We start from the raw sequence: 13,812 nt of genomic DNA, 5'->3' as shown, positions 1-13,812 counted from the left end.
CGTCGGATGAGTCTCATCGACGCGCTCTTCGGCGCGTTCGCCATCCCGTTCATGGCGCGGGCGCTCCTCGTCATGCTGCTGCTGGCCATCGTCGCCGGCATCGTGGGCGTGCTCGTCAATCTCCGAGGGCTCGAGTTCATCAGCGACGGGCTGACGCACGCGGTGTTCCCCGGCCTGGCGATCGGCCTCGCCGTGGGCGGCACGCCCGGGCTCCTGCCCGGCGCCGCCGTCGCGGCGTTGGCCGCCGCCGTCATCCTGACCTGGCTCGATCGCGCGGGCGTGACCTCCGACGCCGCCATCGCCATCGTGCTCACCGCGACGTTCAGCGTGGGCGTGATCGTGGTGTCGAGGCGCGACGACTACGCGGGCGAACTCGAGGCGCTCCTGTTCGGACGGGTCCTCACGATCCCGCCGGGCGAGGTGCTGCCGCTCGTCGTCGTCACGCTCGTCGCGGCCGCCGCCGTGCTCGTGACGGTCAAGCAGCAGCTGTTCCGCGCCTTCGACCGCGCGGGCAGTCGAGCCGCCGGGGAATCCGGACTCGTGCTCGACCTCGTGCTCAACGCCGCGGTCGCACTCGTGGTGGTCGCTGCGGCGAGCACCATCGGAACGCTCCTCGTGCTCGCCCTCCTCATCGTGCCGGGCGCCGCCGCCCGCCTCATGACCCAGCGCATGTGGTGGCTCTTCCCCGCCGCCGCATTGTTCGCCGCCGTCGCGGCCTGGCTCGGGCTCGCCGCCGGGTTCGCGGCATCCGTCGGCGCCGGTGTCGACCTGCCGGCGGGCAGCACGATCGTGGCGGTGTTCATCGTCGGGTACGCCGTGGCCCTGCTCGCGCGGTGGATCCGAGACCGCGTGACCGCGGCATCCGGAGCGGTGCGCTGATGGGGTTCTTCGAACGCGCGCTCGTCGCGGCCATCCTGATCGGGGCCGGCACCGGGTTCGTCGGCGCGCTGGTCGTGCTGCGGCGACGCACGTTCTTCGCTCAGGCGCTCACGCATGGCACGTACCCGGGCGCGGTCGCGGCCGCCGCCCTCGGCGTGAGCGTTCCGATCGGTGCGGCCGTGGCCTCCGTCGTGCTCGTCGGGGTCATGGCCGGCATCGCGCGACTGCGCCACCAGGGCGCGCAGGTTGCCGCGGGCATCGTGCTCACCGGCGGGTTCGCGGCGGGTGCCATCCTGCAGGCGCTGCTCCCGGGCCTCCCGGTGCGGGCGGAGTCGCTGCTCGTGGGGTCGATCCTCACCGTGACCGATGGGGACATCGTGCTCGCGGCATCCGTCGCCGTCGTCTCCGTGCTCGTCGTCGTGGCCTTCGGCCGGCAGATCATGTTCTCGACGTTCGACACGGCGGGCTTCCGGGCGGCGGGGCACCGGGAGTGGCCCGTCGAGCTCCTCGTGCTCGGACTCACCGCCGCCACCGTGGTCAGCGCGCTGCCCGCCGTCGGCGCGATCCTCGCGATCGCCCTCGTCGCGGCACCGGCCGCCGCCGCACGGCTGGTCGTGCCGACCTACCGCGGCATCCTCCTCGCCGCACCCGTCATCGGTGCGGCATCCGGCGTCATCGGACTGCTGGCCTCGCGCGGGCTCGCGGTCGCCGCGGGTCCCAGCATCGCGCTCGCCGCGACCGGCTTCTTCGTGGTCGCCTTGGGGATCTCCAAGCTGCGCGGACTACCGTGGAACCGAGTCGCCATACCCGTGGAGACCGCAGAGGACGCACGCACCGCATGAAACGCAACACCTGGCAACGCGAAGCCGTACGCGAGGCACTCGACGACACCGAGGGCTTCATCAGCGCGCAGGCGCTGCACTCGACGCTGCACGCGTCGGGCTCGCCCATCGGGCTCGCGACCGTGTATCGCGCCCTCGGCGACCTCGCGGCCACCGGCGAGGCCGACTCGTTGCAGTCGCCCGACGGAGAGGCGCTGTACCGCGCCTGCACCACGACCGGTCACCACCACCACCTGATCTGCCGCAATTGCGGGCTCACGGTCGAGATCGAGGCGCGCGAGGTGGAGTCGTGGGCGAAGAGGGTGGCCGCCGAGCACGGCTTCACGGGCGCCGCGCACGTCGTCGACGTGTTCGGGCTGTGCGCGAACTGCACGCGACTGGCCCGAGACGAGGTGACCGCCGCCGAGCGTGCCTGAGGCGCCGCGCTTCGTCGCCGCTCAGTCGGGTTCGTGCCGGAGGTGCTCGCGCACGAGCGCCGCGGGCGCCTTCGCCACCCACGCCTCGGCCACGAGTTCGCCGAGGCGGCGACGCGAGATCGCGTCGAGGTGCACGAGCACGGCCGCGTACCCGTCGAAGTGCGGCGTCGTGAAGAACACCGCCGGGTCCTCGGCGACGAGAGCGCGCTTCACCGCCTCGTCTTCGCAGGCGGCGCCGAGTACCGGCCCCGCCTGCATCTCGATGCCGAGGAACTCGAGGTCGGTGCGACGGAGCGGGCGTTCCCAGACGAAGCCCTTGCCGTTCACCTTCCACTGGGCGCTGGCCCGCGGCATCCGCTCGGTTCGGCCTGCGGGCACCCGGTCTGGTATTCTGAATCTTTGGCTGGGTACTTCCACTGCCCAGACCGCGACAATCCCTCCTCGAGACCGCGAGAAATCGCGGGATTCGGCGTGGCGAACGTCAGCAGACAAGAGACCTTGGGAGGGGCATCCGCCCCTCGGTATTGGAGGAAAGACCAATGGCAGCAGTGTGCCAGGTGACCGGAGCCGTTCCCGGCTTCGGACACAACATCTCGCACTCGCACCGCCGGACGAAGCGCCGCTTCGACCCGAACGTGCAGAAGAAGACGTATTACGTGCCGTCGCTTCGTCGTAACGTCACCCTGAACGTGTCCGCCAAGGGCATCAAGGTGATCGACGCTCGTGGCATCGAGGCCGTCATCAAGGACATCCAGGCTCGTGGGGTGAAGCTCTAGTGGCGAAGCAGCAGGACATCCGTCCCATCATCAAGCTCCGGTCGACGGCCGGCACCGGGTACACCTACGTGACCCGCAAGAACCGTCGCAACAACCCCGACCGTCTCGTGCTCAAGAAGTACGACCCCGTAGTGCGCAAGCACGTCGACTTCCGAGAGGAGCGCTAAGACATGGCGAAGAAGAGCAAGATCGCGCGCAACGACCAGCGCAAGGTGATCGTCGACCGCTACGCCGCGAAGCGCGCCGAGCTGAAGAAGGCCCTCGTCGACCCGAACGGCACCGACGAGACCCGTGAGGCCGCCCGCGTCGGCCTGCAGAAGCTGCCGCGCAACGCCTCGCCGGTGCGCGTGCGCTCGCGTGACGCCATCGACGGCCGCCCCCGCGGCGTGCTCACGAAGTTCGGCGTCTCGCGCGTCCGCTTCCGTGACATGGCGCACCGTGGCGAGTTGCCCGGCATCACCAAGTCGAGCTGGTAAGCCAGTACCGCCTTCCCGAGAGGGGCGTCCCGTATGGGGCGCCCCTCTCGTCGTCCGCATGGCGTTCCCTGGGCGGAGCTGGGCCGCCCCTTGAACGACACGCCGAGTCGAGAATGCCCGAATAGGTCGGAAATCCGCGTGTTTCCGCGGTTCTCTGCTACATTCGAGGCGGCCCGATCGGCCACGGGGGCGGTTGAACGATCGTTCCCGAGAACTCATAGATAGCTGTACCGAACAGCGGAAGTCCGAGGAGGACATTCAATGGCTGACAAGTCGCTGAACAAGACCGAGCTCGTCGCGAAGATCGCTGCGTCGACCGGCCAGAGCCAGGCCACCGTCGACGCCGTGCTCGGCGGTCTCTTCGACGCGCTCGCCGAGTCCGTAAAGTCGGGCACCAAGGTCTCCATTCCGGGCTGGCTCGCTGTCGAGCGCACCTCGCGTGCCGCGCGTACGGGCCGCAACCCGCAGACCGGCGCGACGATCGACATCCCGGCCGGCCACTCGGTGAAGGTCTCGGCGGGTTCGAAGCTCAAGGCCGCCGCCAAGTAGCAACCGACGCTCGGAGGGGCGCACGACCCACGTCGTGCGCCCCTCCGTCGTCGCCGCTCGCTGCTTGTCGCCCGTACGCTCGGGAGCACGCGAGCGTACGGGCGAGCCGTCTAGGCTGGTTCGGTGCCCCGCTCCGTTCGCGTGCTCGGCCCCGCCGTGCTCCTCGTCGTCGCGCTCGTCGCCACGCTCACAGGTCTCGCGATCGGCGGTGGCGCCGCGCCGTTCCCCTTCCAGGACCCCGGTCCGGTCGCCCGCTGGGGACTCCCCGTCGCGAAGCTCTTCGTGAACCTCGGCGCGGCCGGCATGATCGGCGCGCTCGTGCTCGCGGTCTGGGCGCTCAGCCCGAAGCGGCGCGAGTTCGACCTCGCCCTCGACGTGGCTGCGGCATCCGCTGCCGTGCTCACGGTCGCCAGCGCGGCCACCGCGATCTTCACGTTCCTCGTCGTCACGGGTGCCCCCCTCGAGCTGAGCGATGCCTTCGGACAGGGCCTCGGCCAGTTCGTCACCGAGATCGAGCTCGGGCGGGCGTGGCTCATCACGACGCTCGTGGCCGCTGCCGTCACGGTGCTGTGCTTCGCGGTGCGCAACCACAGCGCACTCGTGTTCGTCACGGTGCTCGCCGTCGTCGCGCTCGTACCCTTGGCGCAGCAGGGTCACTCGGCCGGCGCCGCCGGGCACGACGCCGCGATCACGGCCCTCGGCCTGCACCTCGTGTTCGTCTCCGCCTGGCTCGGTGGGCTCGTGACCATCGTGCTCCTTCGACGCGAACTCGAGGGCGATCGCCTGCCGGTCGTGCTCGCCCGATACTCGACCGTCGCGCTCATCTCGTTCATCGTCGTGGCGCTCTCGGGGTACACGAGTGCTGCGCTTCGCATCGGCACGTGGGAGGAGCTCGGCACCCCGTACGGCGGGCTCGTGGTCGTGAAGGTGGCGGCACTGATCGCGCTCGGCCTGTTCGGTGCGGTGCAGCGTCGGTTCCTGATCGGGCGGATGCTCCGGGGCGCGGGTCAGGCCACGTTCTGGATCCTCGTCGTGGCGGAGCTCGCCTTCATGGGCATCGCCTCGGGGGTCGCCACGGCCCTCGCCCGCACGGCGACGCCGGTGCCCGAGGATCCAGGCTCACTCGCCCGCACGCCCGCCGAGTTCCTCACGGGCGAGCCCCTGCCGCCGTGGCCCGACTGGTGGCGCTACTTCACCGAGTGGAAGCCCGACCTCATCTGGCTGCTGCTCTGCGGCTTCGGCATCTTCTTCTACGTCGCGGGTGTGCTGCGGCTGCGTCGGCGGGGCGACGCGTGGCCGATCTACCGCACGGTGCTGTGGATCGCGGGCCTCCTGGTGCTCGCGTACATCACCAATGGCGGCGTCAACGTCTACGAGGGCTACCTGTTCTCGGCGCACATGGGCGCGCACATGGCGCTCACGATGGCGGTGCCCGTGCTGCTCGTGCCGGGCGCGCCGGTGACGCTCGCGGCGCGGGCCATCCACCCCCGGAAGGACGGCTCCCGGGGCGGTCGGGAGTGGATCCTGCTCGCCGTGCACTCCAAGTACGGCGCGTTCATCGCGAACCCGATCTTCGCGGCAGTGCTGTTCGCCAGTTCGCTCTGGATCTTCTACTACTCCCCGCTCTTCCGCTGGACGATGTTCGATCACATCGGACACGAGTGGATGATCGTGCACTTCCTCATCACGGGGTACCTCTTCGTCCAGTCGCTCGTCGGCATCGACCCGGTGCCGTACCGGCTGCCGTATCCATTCCGGCTGGTGGTGCTGCTCGGCACCATGGCGCTGCACGCCTTCTTCGGGCTTGCGATCATGTCGGGCACGGGCCTCCTGCTCGCCGACTGGTACGGCGCCATGGGCTGGGGCACCGACGCGCTCGCCGACCAGCAGGTCGGGGGCGGCATCGCGTGGTCGGTCGGCGAGATCCCGACGGTCGCGTTGGCGATCACCGTCGCGATGCAGTGGGCCCGCAGCGACGAGAAGGATTCGAAGCGTCTCGACCGCCACGCCGACCGCACGAACGATGCGGAACTCGAGGAGTACAACGCGAGGCTCGCCGCGATCGCCGATCACGACCGCCAGGGGTCGTAGGTCTCGATACGCGTCGCGATCCGCGCGGCGCTACTCGACCACCGGGGTCACTTCAGCTGGATGGCGATGCTGCCATCGGGCCGAATGCTCGCCGAGAGGGAGAGCAGGAACGGCTCGTCGATCTCGAGGGTCGAGAACTCGCCATCGAAGAGCGACTGCACCTCGACCGAGATGTGCGCGACGCCCTCGGTCTGCGGCATCTCGAAGGCGGTCTCTCCGGGGACGAGCGTGACGGCCGGGGTCGACACCAGATTCCAGGCGGGCTCGCTCACGACGCGATCGTCGATCTCGATGCCGAAGGGGCATCCGGCGGGCTGCAGCACCGGCTGGTTGGTGCACTGCAGCAGGTAGTCGTCGACCTTGGCCTGGACGCGTTCGATGAAGGTCGCGGTCGGCATGGAATCGACGGTGACCGCCGTGCGCGCCGACGGCTCGACCGGCAGTGCGGTCGGCACGGCCTCGAGGAGCGTCGACCGGTAGCCGAACTCGTAGACCGCCGGGGCGATCGCGAGGTACGGCGTGACCTGGGTGAAGGCCGTGAGCTCGTCGCCCGTCTTCTTCGCTCGGGTGTCGAGTTCGAGGGAGCCGACGGTGAAGAGGGGGTGGTGCGCCGCGGTGACGTCGACGACCGCGATGGGGCTGACCGCGAACTCCCACCGGCTGAGCAGCCCGTAGAGCGGAGCAAGGGGGCGCACGTCGAACGTGGTCTCGACGATGGTGGCGTCGAGACGATAGCTGGCGGTGACGGAATGGCCGCCGTCGGGATTCGCGACGTCACGCAGGATGCGGACGTCCTCGGGGCCCGACTCGATGACGTCGGAGCGGAACATCGCCGTCGAGACATCCGCAGGCAGTCCGAGCGCCGCGAGCTCCTCGATGTCGAGCGCGACGCCGGGGGTGGTGGAGGCGGTCGCGATGTCGTCGTCGGCGATCGCGGTGAGGTAGCGCTCGACGAAGCTCGATGACCCGTAGATGGTCTGGTTCAGCCCGCCGAGAGCCGCGAGGAACGCGGCGACGAGGAGCAGTGCGAGCAGCGCCCAGCCGGCGACCGACATGAGCGACAGCCGACCGTCGCGCACGCCTGGGCTCCCCACCCCGACAGTCTAAGCGGGGCCGACCGGCCTCCCGCGTGGCCTCCACAGCCCGCCTGAGCCCAGCCCACAGGCACTGCGAAGCTCGGCGGATGTCACAGCCTGCGAGGTTACAGTGGGAGCACGCCCGCATGGGCGTCGTGGCCGCGACGCCAGGTCGCGGCATCCGCCCGCCGCTCGAAAGCCTCTCGTGCAGAACGTGACCCTCACCCGCGAACAGTCCGCGGTGTTCCAGGCCATCGAAGGCACGCGCGAGCACGTCTTCGTCACCGGCCGTGCGGGTACGGGCAAATCGACGCTCCTGAACCACCTGAACTGGCACACGCAGAAGCAGATCGTCATCTGCGCGCCCACGGGCGTGGCCGCCCTCAATGTCGGCGGGCAGACCATCCACTCCCTGTTCCGCCTGCCGATCGGCGTCATCGCCGACCAGGCGATCGAGCAGAACGACGCGGTGCGCAAGCTCCTGAACGCGATGGACACGCTCGTCATCGACGAGGTTTCGATGGTGAACGCCGACCTCATGGACGCGATGGACCGATCGCTGCGGCAGGCCCGGCAGCGGCCGCACGAGCCGTTCGGCGGCGTGCAGGTCGTGCTCTTCGGCGACCCCTACCAGCTGGCGCCCGTGCCCGGGTCGGGCGACGAGCGTCGCTTCTTCGCCGACACGTACCGATCGATGTGGTTCTTCGACGCCGAGGTCTGGCGGGAGGCCGACCTGCGCATCTACGAGCTCGGCGAGGTGCACCGCCAGCACGATGACACGTTCAAGCACATGCTCAACGCCGTACGCCACGGGTGGGTGACCGCCGAGATCGCCGGGATGCTCAACGATGCGGGAGCACGTCGCCCGCTGCCCGAGCAGGGCGCGATCACGCTCGCCACGACCAACGAGACCGTGAACCGCATCAACCGCACCCAGCTGCATCGGCTGCCCGGCCAATCGCTCGCGAACGAGGCCGAGGTCAACGGCGATTTCGGCGGGCGGGCGTTCCCGGCCGATGAGCGCCTCGAACTGAAGCTCGGGGCGCAGGTGATGTTCCTCCGCAACGACACGGCGGTGCGCGGCGACGGCCCGAGGTGGGTGAACGGCACGATCGGCACCGTCACCTCGCTCAACCGGGAGGTTCGCGTCGAGATCGACGGCGAGGAGCACGAGGTCGAACCCGTCACCTGGGAGAAGTACAAGTACACCTGGGATCCTGCCCGCAAGAAGCTCGAGCGGCAGATCGTGGCCGAGTTCACGCAGTTCCCGTTGCGGCTGGCGTGGGCGGTCACCATCCACAAGTCGCAGGGGGGGAGCTACGACGCCGCGATCGTCGACCTCGGCTCACGCGTGTTCAGCCCCGGCCAGACCTACGTTGCGCTCAGCCGGCTCACGTCGCTCGAGGGCCTGTACCTCGCCCGGCCATTGCGCCCGAGCGACATCATGGTCGACCGCGACGTCGAGAGGTTCATGGCCGGAGCCGTGCGCGAGATCGGCGCCGACACCGTGCAGCCCGGCGCGACCGCCTGACCGTCGCGTACGGCGTCACCCCCTGTGCAGGTTAGAATCTCAGCGGACACACGGCTAGGGGGGCACGGTGGCTGATCGTCAGGGGAGGCCACGGAGGCGGGCAGGGCTCGTCGCCGTGATGGCCGCGTCCCTGACCGTTTCGGGGTGCACGATGGGCGTCGTCGATCCGGCCGCCGATTTCGAGCAGGCCGACACGGCGTTCGCCGACGACACGACGACCGGCCTGCAGACGGTGCTCGACCAGGCCGTTCAACTCAGCGGATCGAGCGGCGGCCTCGCCGGCGTGTGGGCTCCGTGGGCGGGCGAGTGGATCGGGACATCCGGAACCGCAGCACACGACGAGGGCGCACCCGAGGTGCAGCCCGACGACGCGTTCCACCTCGCGACCGTCACGACCGAGATCACCTGCTCGGTGCTGCTGTCCCTCGTCGACGAGGGCGAGGTCTCGCTCGACGACGACGTGGAACAGTACGTCGACTGGATCCCGCGCCTCGACGGCATCACGCTCGAGCAGCTCTGCCGTCACACCTCCGGCATCGCCGACTTCTACCCGGGGCTCCGGAGCCATTTCGTCGCGAATCCCGAACGCCCGTGGCCACCCGCCGAGCTGCTCTCCAACGGGCTCGCGATCTCGCGCACCAGCCCGCCCGGGGAGCAGGTGCGGGAGTCGCGCACCGGAATCCTGCTGCTGGCGATGGCACTCGAGCGGCGCACGGGCCGCACCTGGTCGGAGCTCGCTTCTGAGTACGTCTTCGATCGGCTCGGCATGACGGCCACCTCGCTGCCCGAGGCGAAGGCGACCGAGTTCGAGGGAGCGCTCGGCGCGTACTCGGCCCGACTCGGGCAGGACGGCTCCATCGACTGCGCCGTGCTGGTCGACGACTCGGCGCAGTCGAGCTCCATGGGCGGCGCCGCCGCGGGCGCGCTGTCGAACCTCGACGACACACGCCGATTCGCGCAGGCGTTCGCCACGGGTGCGCTGCACACCGAGAAGACGGCCCGCGCGCAGTGGACCACGCTCCCACTCGGTGGTGCCGCGCCGGCCTGGCAGGGCGCGGGCATCGGCGGCTTCCAGTACGGTCCCATGCGAGGGGTGGCCGGCGAGAGCACCGGGGCGCTCACGGCGGCGTTCACCGACCCCGAGAGCGGCCTCACGGTGGTGGTCGCCCTCAACAACTCCACTTCCGGCGCCGAGTTCGTGCGCGAGGTCGCGTTCGCCCTCGCCTCGATCGGCTCGAAGGCCGCGCCCGCACCCGAGCGGGAGCGTCCCCTGGTCGAACTGCCGTGGTCGGTCGAGCAGGCCTCTACGAGGATGCAGGAACTGGCGAAGTGTCCGAGCACGCCCGAGGCCGCGCCCGAGCCGGTTCCCTCCGGCTGAGCGGCCCGGCGCGCGAGGTCTGAGGAGGTTCGCGTGGGCAGGTTGATCACGAGCGGCCTGATGTCGCTCGACGGGTACATCGCCGACTCGCGCGGCGATTTCACCTGGGCTGCTCCGGATGCTGCGGTGCACGCGTTCGTCAACGAGCTGGAACGCTCCATCGGCACCTATCTCTACGGGCGCCGCATGTTCGAGGTGATGCGCTTCTGGGAGGGCGCCCACGAGGAGCCTGACCGACTGCCTGTGGAGCGGGAGTACACCTCGGTATGGCAGTCGGCCGACAAGGTCGTGTTCTCCACCACGCTCGACGGGATCGGCACGAAGCGCACCCGCCTCGAGCGGAGCTTCGATGCCGAGGCGGTGCGTGACCTGGTGCAGAGTTCGACGCGGGATGTCTCGATCTCGGGGCCCGGCCTCGCGGCCCACGCGTTCCGCGCGGGTCTGGTCGACGAGGTGCGACTGTTCCTGTATCCCGTGGTGGTGGGCGGGGGCACGCGGTTCCTGCCCGACGACGTGCGGATGTCGCTCGAGCTCCTCGAGGAGCGACGGTTCGACAGCGGCGTGGTATTTCTGCGGTACCGGGTGACGTGACGCGGGGGAGGGGGAGGATCGATGTGCAGGTGGCTGGCATACCTCGGGGAGCCGATGCGTCCGTCCACGATCGTGCTCGACTCGACGAACTCGATCGTTGCGCAGTCGCTCGGCTCCTCGCTCGGCGCGGAGGCGGTGAACGGCGACGGGTTCGGCTTCGGCTGGTATCCGACCGACGCCACGGCCGGCATGCCGCCCGCGCTCTTCCACAGCACCGAGCCCGCCTGGAACGACCAGAACCTGCGCGAGCTCACGCGGGCGATCGAGTCGCCCCTGTTCTTCACGCACGTGCGCGCAGCGACACTGCCGCCGATCCAGCAGACGAACTGCCATCCGTTCCGCTACGAGAACTGGATGTTCATGCACAACGGCTCGATCGCGGCCTGGCGCAAGGTCAAGCGCGATCTGACCATGGCGATCGACCCCTCCCTCTACCCGAACGTGCTGGGCACGACCGACTCAGAGGTGTTCTTCCACCTCGCGATGACGCTCGGCCTTTCGGATGACCCGGTCGGCGCGGTGGGCCGGGCCATCCGACTGGTCGAGTCGGTCGGACACGAGCATGGCGTGCGGTATCCCTGGCAGGGCACCGTCGCGGTGACGGACGGCGTGCGGGTGTGGGCGTTCCGCTACTCGTCGGAGGGGAGCACGCGTTCGCTGTTCCACTCGGCCGACATGGCCACGCTCAAGCAGATGTACCCCGAGGCGGAACGCCTCCACGAGTTCGGCGATCGCGCACGCCTCATCGTGTCGGAGCCGCTCACCGACGTGCCGGGGGTGTTCCTCGAGGTGCCGGAGTCGACGGCGGCGATCCTCGAGCCCGACGGGTTCCGCCACCAGCCGTTCCTGGTGGACTGACCGTCGTCACGCGTCGGGGCGCACGTTCGCCGCGGCCCGGCGTGCCGTCTCGTCGATGCGTCGCTGCCGTGTCTCGGGGCGTTTCGCGATCGCGATCCAGCCGAGTGCCATGCGGCGCGCCGACGGCGGGAAGGCCTCCCAGTTGGCGCGCGCGACCGGATCCGCGTCGAGGAGGGCCGTCAGCTCGGGCGGTTCGACCAACTGCTCGGCGTCGTCGTAGCGACTCCACATGCCGTTGGCCTTCGCCGCCTCGACCGCGGCTCGGCCGGCCGGCTGCATCCGGCCCTCGGCCTCGAGGCGCTCGACGCGAGCCTTGTTGCTCGCCGCCCACCCGCTCGACGGACGGCGTGGCGCGTACCACTGGGCGCCGCGCTCCTCGTCGATGGTCTTCGCCTGCCCGTCGATCCAGCCGACCGCGAGCGCCTCGAGCACCGCGTCGTCGTAGGCGATCCGGGCCTTGCCGGTGTGCGTCCGCCAGCTGACCAGCCAGGCTCCCGACGACGTGTCGTGGTGCTCGGCCAGCCACGCGCGCCACGCTTCGACCGTTTCGAGGTGGAGGTGCGGGGCATCCGCTTGCCTCGTCATGCCGTCAGGGTACCGGGGGGCGCAGACAGGGCGCTGCAACGACGGCGGCCCCCGCCGCAACCCCCTCCAGGCGGGTGGTCCCACATGGCATCATGGCTATCCCCGGCCGAGCGTCCTGCCTCGGGCCGGACGAGGAGGCTGACGTGACCGAGACGGCGAAACGGGAAGGCCGCATGCGCCGGTTCCATGAGAAGTTCATGGTCGAGGAGCGCGTGGTCGTCGGGTCCGGCAAGCGGAACCTCTACATCGTGGCCGGCGTCCTGTTCGTCCTCGGCCTCACGGGCTTCTTCATCACGCTCGACTCGATCCTCGAAGCCGATGACCTGTCGTTCATCGACGCTCCCGTCGAGGCGTGGCTCGAGTCGGGTCGTGACGAATGGCTGACGACGTTCATGATCGTGCTGGCGATCGTGTTCGGCCCCATCGCGATGCCCATTATCATCCTCGTCACCACGGTGGCCTGGGGCGTCTTCGCGAAGCACGCGTGGCGTCCGCTGCTTCTGGCGGGCGGCATGATCCTCGGCGTCATCATCGTGCAGGCGCTCGCCCCGATCATCGCCCGCGATCGGCCGCCCGCCGAGGAGATGATGATCGGCTACGACCCGACGTCATCCTTCCCGTCGGGGCACGTGATGGGCGTCGCCGACTTCCTCTTCATCGGCACGTACCTCGTGTTCTCGCGGCACCGACGGCCCCTGATCACGGTGTTCGCCTTCGCCGCCGCGTCCGCGATCGTGCTCCTCACCGCCGCCTGCCGCATCTATCTCGGCTACCACTTCGCGACCGACGCGGTCGGGTCGATCTTCCTGTCGCTCGTCGTGCTCGGCATCGTGATCGCGGTCGACACGTGGCGCACGGTCAGGGTCGGCACGCCCGAAGAGGCGGCAGCGGCCGAGTCGGGCGACGAGACCATCGGATCAGAGGAGCGGGCGCGATGAGCACAGAGGAGCGGGCGCGATGAGCGCTGAGGAGCGGGCGCGATGAGCGCAGAGCAGTCGGAGTCGCGCCAGGAGACGCCAGTGACGCCCACGCATCATGCGCCTGCGCCCGTGCGGGTCAGCCGTCACCCCTGGCTGTGGACGGGCGTCATCGCACTCACCGCGGTCGTCGCGGTCGGCGTCGTGATCGTCATCAACCTGGCGCGCGAGCCCTTCGAGTTCGAATCGGCGCTGATGAGCGCGGTCGCGGCCGCCCGCACCCCCGCCGTCACCTCGGTGGCGCTGGCGTTCGACTGGCTCGGCAGCGGCCTCATCTCGAGCTTCGTCGTGCCGGCGATCATCGTGATCGGACTGCTGCTCTGGCGTCGGCCGTGGGCCGCGGGCTTCTTCGTCGCCGCAGTCGCGGCGAGCGGGTTGCTCACGCAGGTCTTCAAGGTGCTCGTCGGCCGGGTGCGTCCCGAGGACATCCTCGTCCACCCCGACTTCGGCTCGTTCCCGTCGGGCCACGCGTCGAACGCGGCGGTGATCGCGACGGCGCTCGGCCTGATCTTCCTCCGCACCTGGGTGTGGGTCACCGGCGCGGTGTACGCGCTGCTGATGATGGGGAGCCGGATGTACCTCGGCGCGCACTGGGTCTCCGACGTCGTCGGCGGCATGCTCGTCGGGGCGGGCGCCGCGCTGATCGTGTGGGCGGCCCTGTTCGCCGAGAAGCTCTACCGGGAGAACCGCCTCCCGCATTCGCCGGTCTGGCAGAAGGTCGAGCGCCACCCGCGCGCGCACGAGGCCTGACGACGCCCTTGCGAGACCCATCGTTCGACATCATCAC

General features: G+C 69.9%; 17 protein-coding genes. 14 read left to right on the top strand and 3 right to left on the bottom strand.

The genetic code is table 11. From position 1 onward, the window contains the following. Window positions 1-6 precede the first annotated feature (6 nt). The 3 genes from AB0K73_RS03160 to AB0K73_RS03150 are packed head-to-tail and all read left to right on the top strand — an operon-like array spanning window position 7 to window position 2,137. Window positions 7-879 (top strand): metal ABC transporter permease, encoded by an 873-nt coding sequence (locus AB0K73_RS03160; protein ID WP_360510643.1) that lies wholly within the window; start codon window positions 7-9, stop codon window positions 877-879. Continuing rightward, entirely contained in the window at window positions 879-1,721 is an 843-nt protein-coding gene (locus tag AB0K73_RS03155; RefSeq protein ID WP_360510644.1) for a metal ABC transporter permease, read from the top strand. Before AB0K73_RS03160 ends, AB0K73_RS03155 begins: the two co-directional genes overlap by 1 nt. After that, complete coding sequence (locus AB0K73_RS03150; RefSeq protein ID WP_360510645.1) at window positions 1,718-2,137, top strand: transcriptional repressor; 420 nt, start codon at window positions 1,718-1,720, stop codon at window positions 2,135-2,137. Before AB0K73_RS03155 ends, AB0K73_RS03150 begins: the two co-directional genes overlap by 4 nt. A gap of 21 nt (window positions 2,138-2,158) precedes the next feature. Here the strand turns inward: AB0K73_RS03150 and AB0K73_RS03145 are convergent, their stop codons facing one another. Further along, window positions 2,159-2,515, bottom strand: a complete 357-nt coding sequence (locus tag AB0K73_RS03145; RefSeq protein ID WP_360510646.1) for an MmcQ/YjbR family DNA-binding protein — start codon at window positions 2,513-2,515, stop codon at window positions 2,159-2,161. A gap of 161 nt (window positions 2,516-2,676) precedes the next feature. Here AB0K73_RS03145 and rpmB point away from each other — a divergent pair, with 161 nt between their 5' ends. The 5 genes from rpmB (at window position 2,677) to AB0K73_RS03120 (ending at window position 6,029) form a co-directional block, all read left to right on the top strand. Next, window positions 2,677-2,913: a 50S ribosomal protein L28 gene (rpmB, locus tag AB0K73_RS03140; protein WP_056727420.1), complete on the top strand. Its 237-nt coding sequence runs from the start codon at window positions 2,677-2,679 to the stop codon at window positions 2,911-2,913. Continuing rightward, window positions 2,913-3,080, top strand: coding sequence for a 50S ribosomal protein L33 (gene rpmG / locus AB0K73_RS03135; protein ID WP_021760158.1), 168 nt, complete (start codon window positions 2,913-2,915; stop codon window positions 3,078-3,080). The genes rpmB and rpmG overlap by 1 nt, the downstream gene beginning before the upstream one ends. A gap of 3 nt (window positions 3,081-3,083) precedes the next feature. Continuing rightward, on the top strand, window positions 3,084-3,389 hold the full coding sequence (rpsN, locus tag AB0K73_RS03130; RefSeq protein WP_360510647.1) for a 30S ribosomal protein S14: 306 nt from the start codon (window positions 3,084-3,086) through the stop codon (window positions 3,387-3,389). 261 nt (window positions 3,390-3,650) lie between these two features. Next, entirely contained in the window at window positions 3,651-3,938 is a 288-nt protein-coding gene (locus AB0K73_RS03125; RefSeq protein ID WP_360510648.1) for an HU family DNA-binding protein, read from the top strand. Window positions 3,939-4,061: 123 nt separating this feature from the next. Further along, entirely contained in the window at window positions 4,062-6,029 is a 1,968-nt protein-coding gene (locus AB0K73_RS03120) for a cytochrome c oxidase assembly protein (protein ID WP_360510649.1), read from the top strand. A gap of 47 nt (window positions 6,030-6,076) precedes the next feature. On the opposite strand, the gene AB0K73_RS03115 is transcribed toward AB0K73_RS03120, so the two are convergent. Next, window positions 6,077-7,123: a hypothetical protein gene (locus AB0K73_RS03115; protein ID WP_360510650.1), complete on the bottom strand. Its 1,047-nt coding sequence runs from the start codon at window positions 7,121-7,123 to the stop codon at window positions 6,077-6,079. A gap of 187 nt (window positions 7,124-7,310) precedes the next feature. Here AB0K73_RS03115 and AB0K73_RS03110 point away from each other — a divergent pair, with 187 nt between their 5' ends. From AB0K73_RS03110 to AB0K73_RS03095, 4 genes are all read left to right on the top strand, one after another. Beyond that, window positions 7,311-8,636, top strand: coding sequence for an AAA family ATPase (locus AB0K73_RS03110; RefSeq protein WP_360510651.1), 1,326 nt, complete (start codon window positions 7,311-7,313; stop codon window positions 8,634-8,636). Between the two features lie 67 nt (window positions 8,637-8,703). Beyond that, on the top strand, window positions 8,704-10,014 hold the full coding sequence (locus AB0K73_RS03105; protein ID WP_360510652.1) for a serine hydrolase domain-containing protein: 1,311 nt from the start codon (window positions 8,704-8,706) through the stop codon (window positions 10,012-10,014). Window positions 10,015-10,047: 33 nt separating this feature from the next. Beyond that, window positions 10,048-10,605 (top strand): dihydrofolate reductase family protein, encoded by a 558-nt coding sequence (locus AB0K73_RS03100; protein ID WP_360510653.1) that lies wholly within the window; start codon window positions 10,048-10,050, stop codon window positions 10,603-10,605. 21 nt (window positions 10,606-10,626) lie between these two features. Next, entirely contained in the window at window positions 10,627-11,463 is an 837-nt protein-coding gene (locus AB0K73_RS03095; protein WP_360510654.1) for a class II glutamine amidotransferase, read from the top strand. A gap of 6 nt (window positions 11,464-11,469) precedes the next feature. Here AB0K73_RS03095 and AB0K73_RS03090 read toward each other — a convergent pair whose 3' ends face one another. Next, window positions 11,470-12,048: a YdeI/OmpD-associated family protein gene (locus tag AB0K73_RS03090; RefSeq protein ID WP_360510655.1), complete on the bottom strand. Its 579-nt coding sequence runs from the start codon at window positions 12,046-12,048 to the stop codon at window positions 11,470-11,472. A 143-nt stretch (window positions 12,049-12,191) separates the two neighbouring features. Between AB0K73_RS03090 and AB0K73_RS03085 the strand changes: the two genes are divergently transcribed. Both AB0K73_RS03085 and AB0K73_RS03080 read left to right on the top strand, forming a co-directional pair. Further along, a complete protein-coding gene (locus AB0K73_RS03085; RefSeq protein ID WP_360510656.1) occupies window positions 12,192-12,986 on the top strand; it encodes a phosphatase PAP2 family protein in 795 nt (264 codons plus the stop codon). 42 nt (window positions 12,987-13,028) lie between these two features. After that, window positions 13,029-13,775, top strand: a complete 747-nt coding sequence (locus tag AB0K73_RS03080; protein WP_360510657.1) for a phosphatase PAP2 family protein — start codon at window positions 13,029-13,031, stop codon at window positions 13,773-13,775. Window positions 13,776-13,812: the final 37 nt, after the last annotated feature.

Source organism: Agromyces sp. NPDC052230, assembly GCF_040679595.1.
Classification (GTDB): domain Bacteria; phylum Actinomycetota; class Actinomycetes; order Actinomycetales; family Microbacteriaceae; genus Agromyces.
The sequence above is the reverse complement of the archived record's forward strand: the minus strand, read 5'-3'. Positions and strand labels throughout refer to the sequence as shown.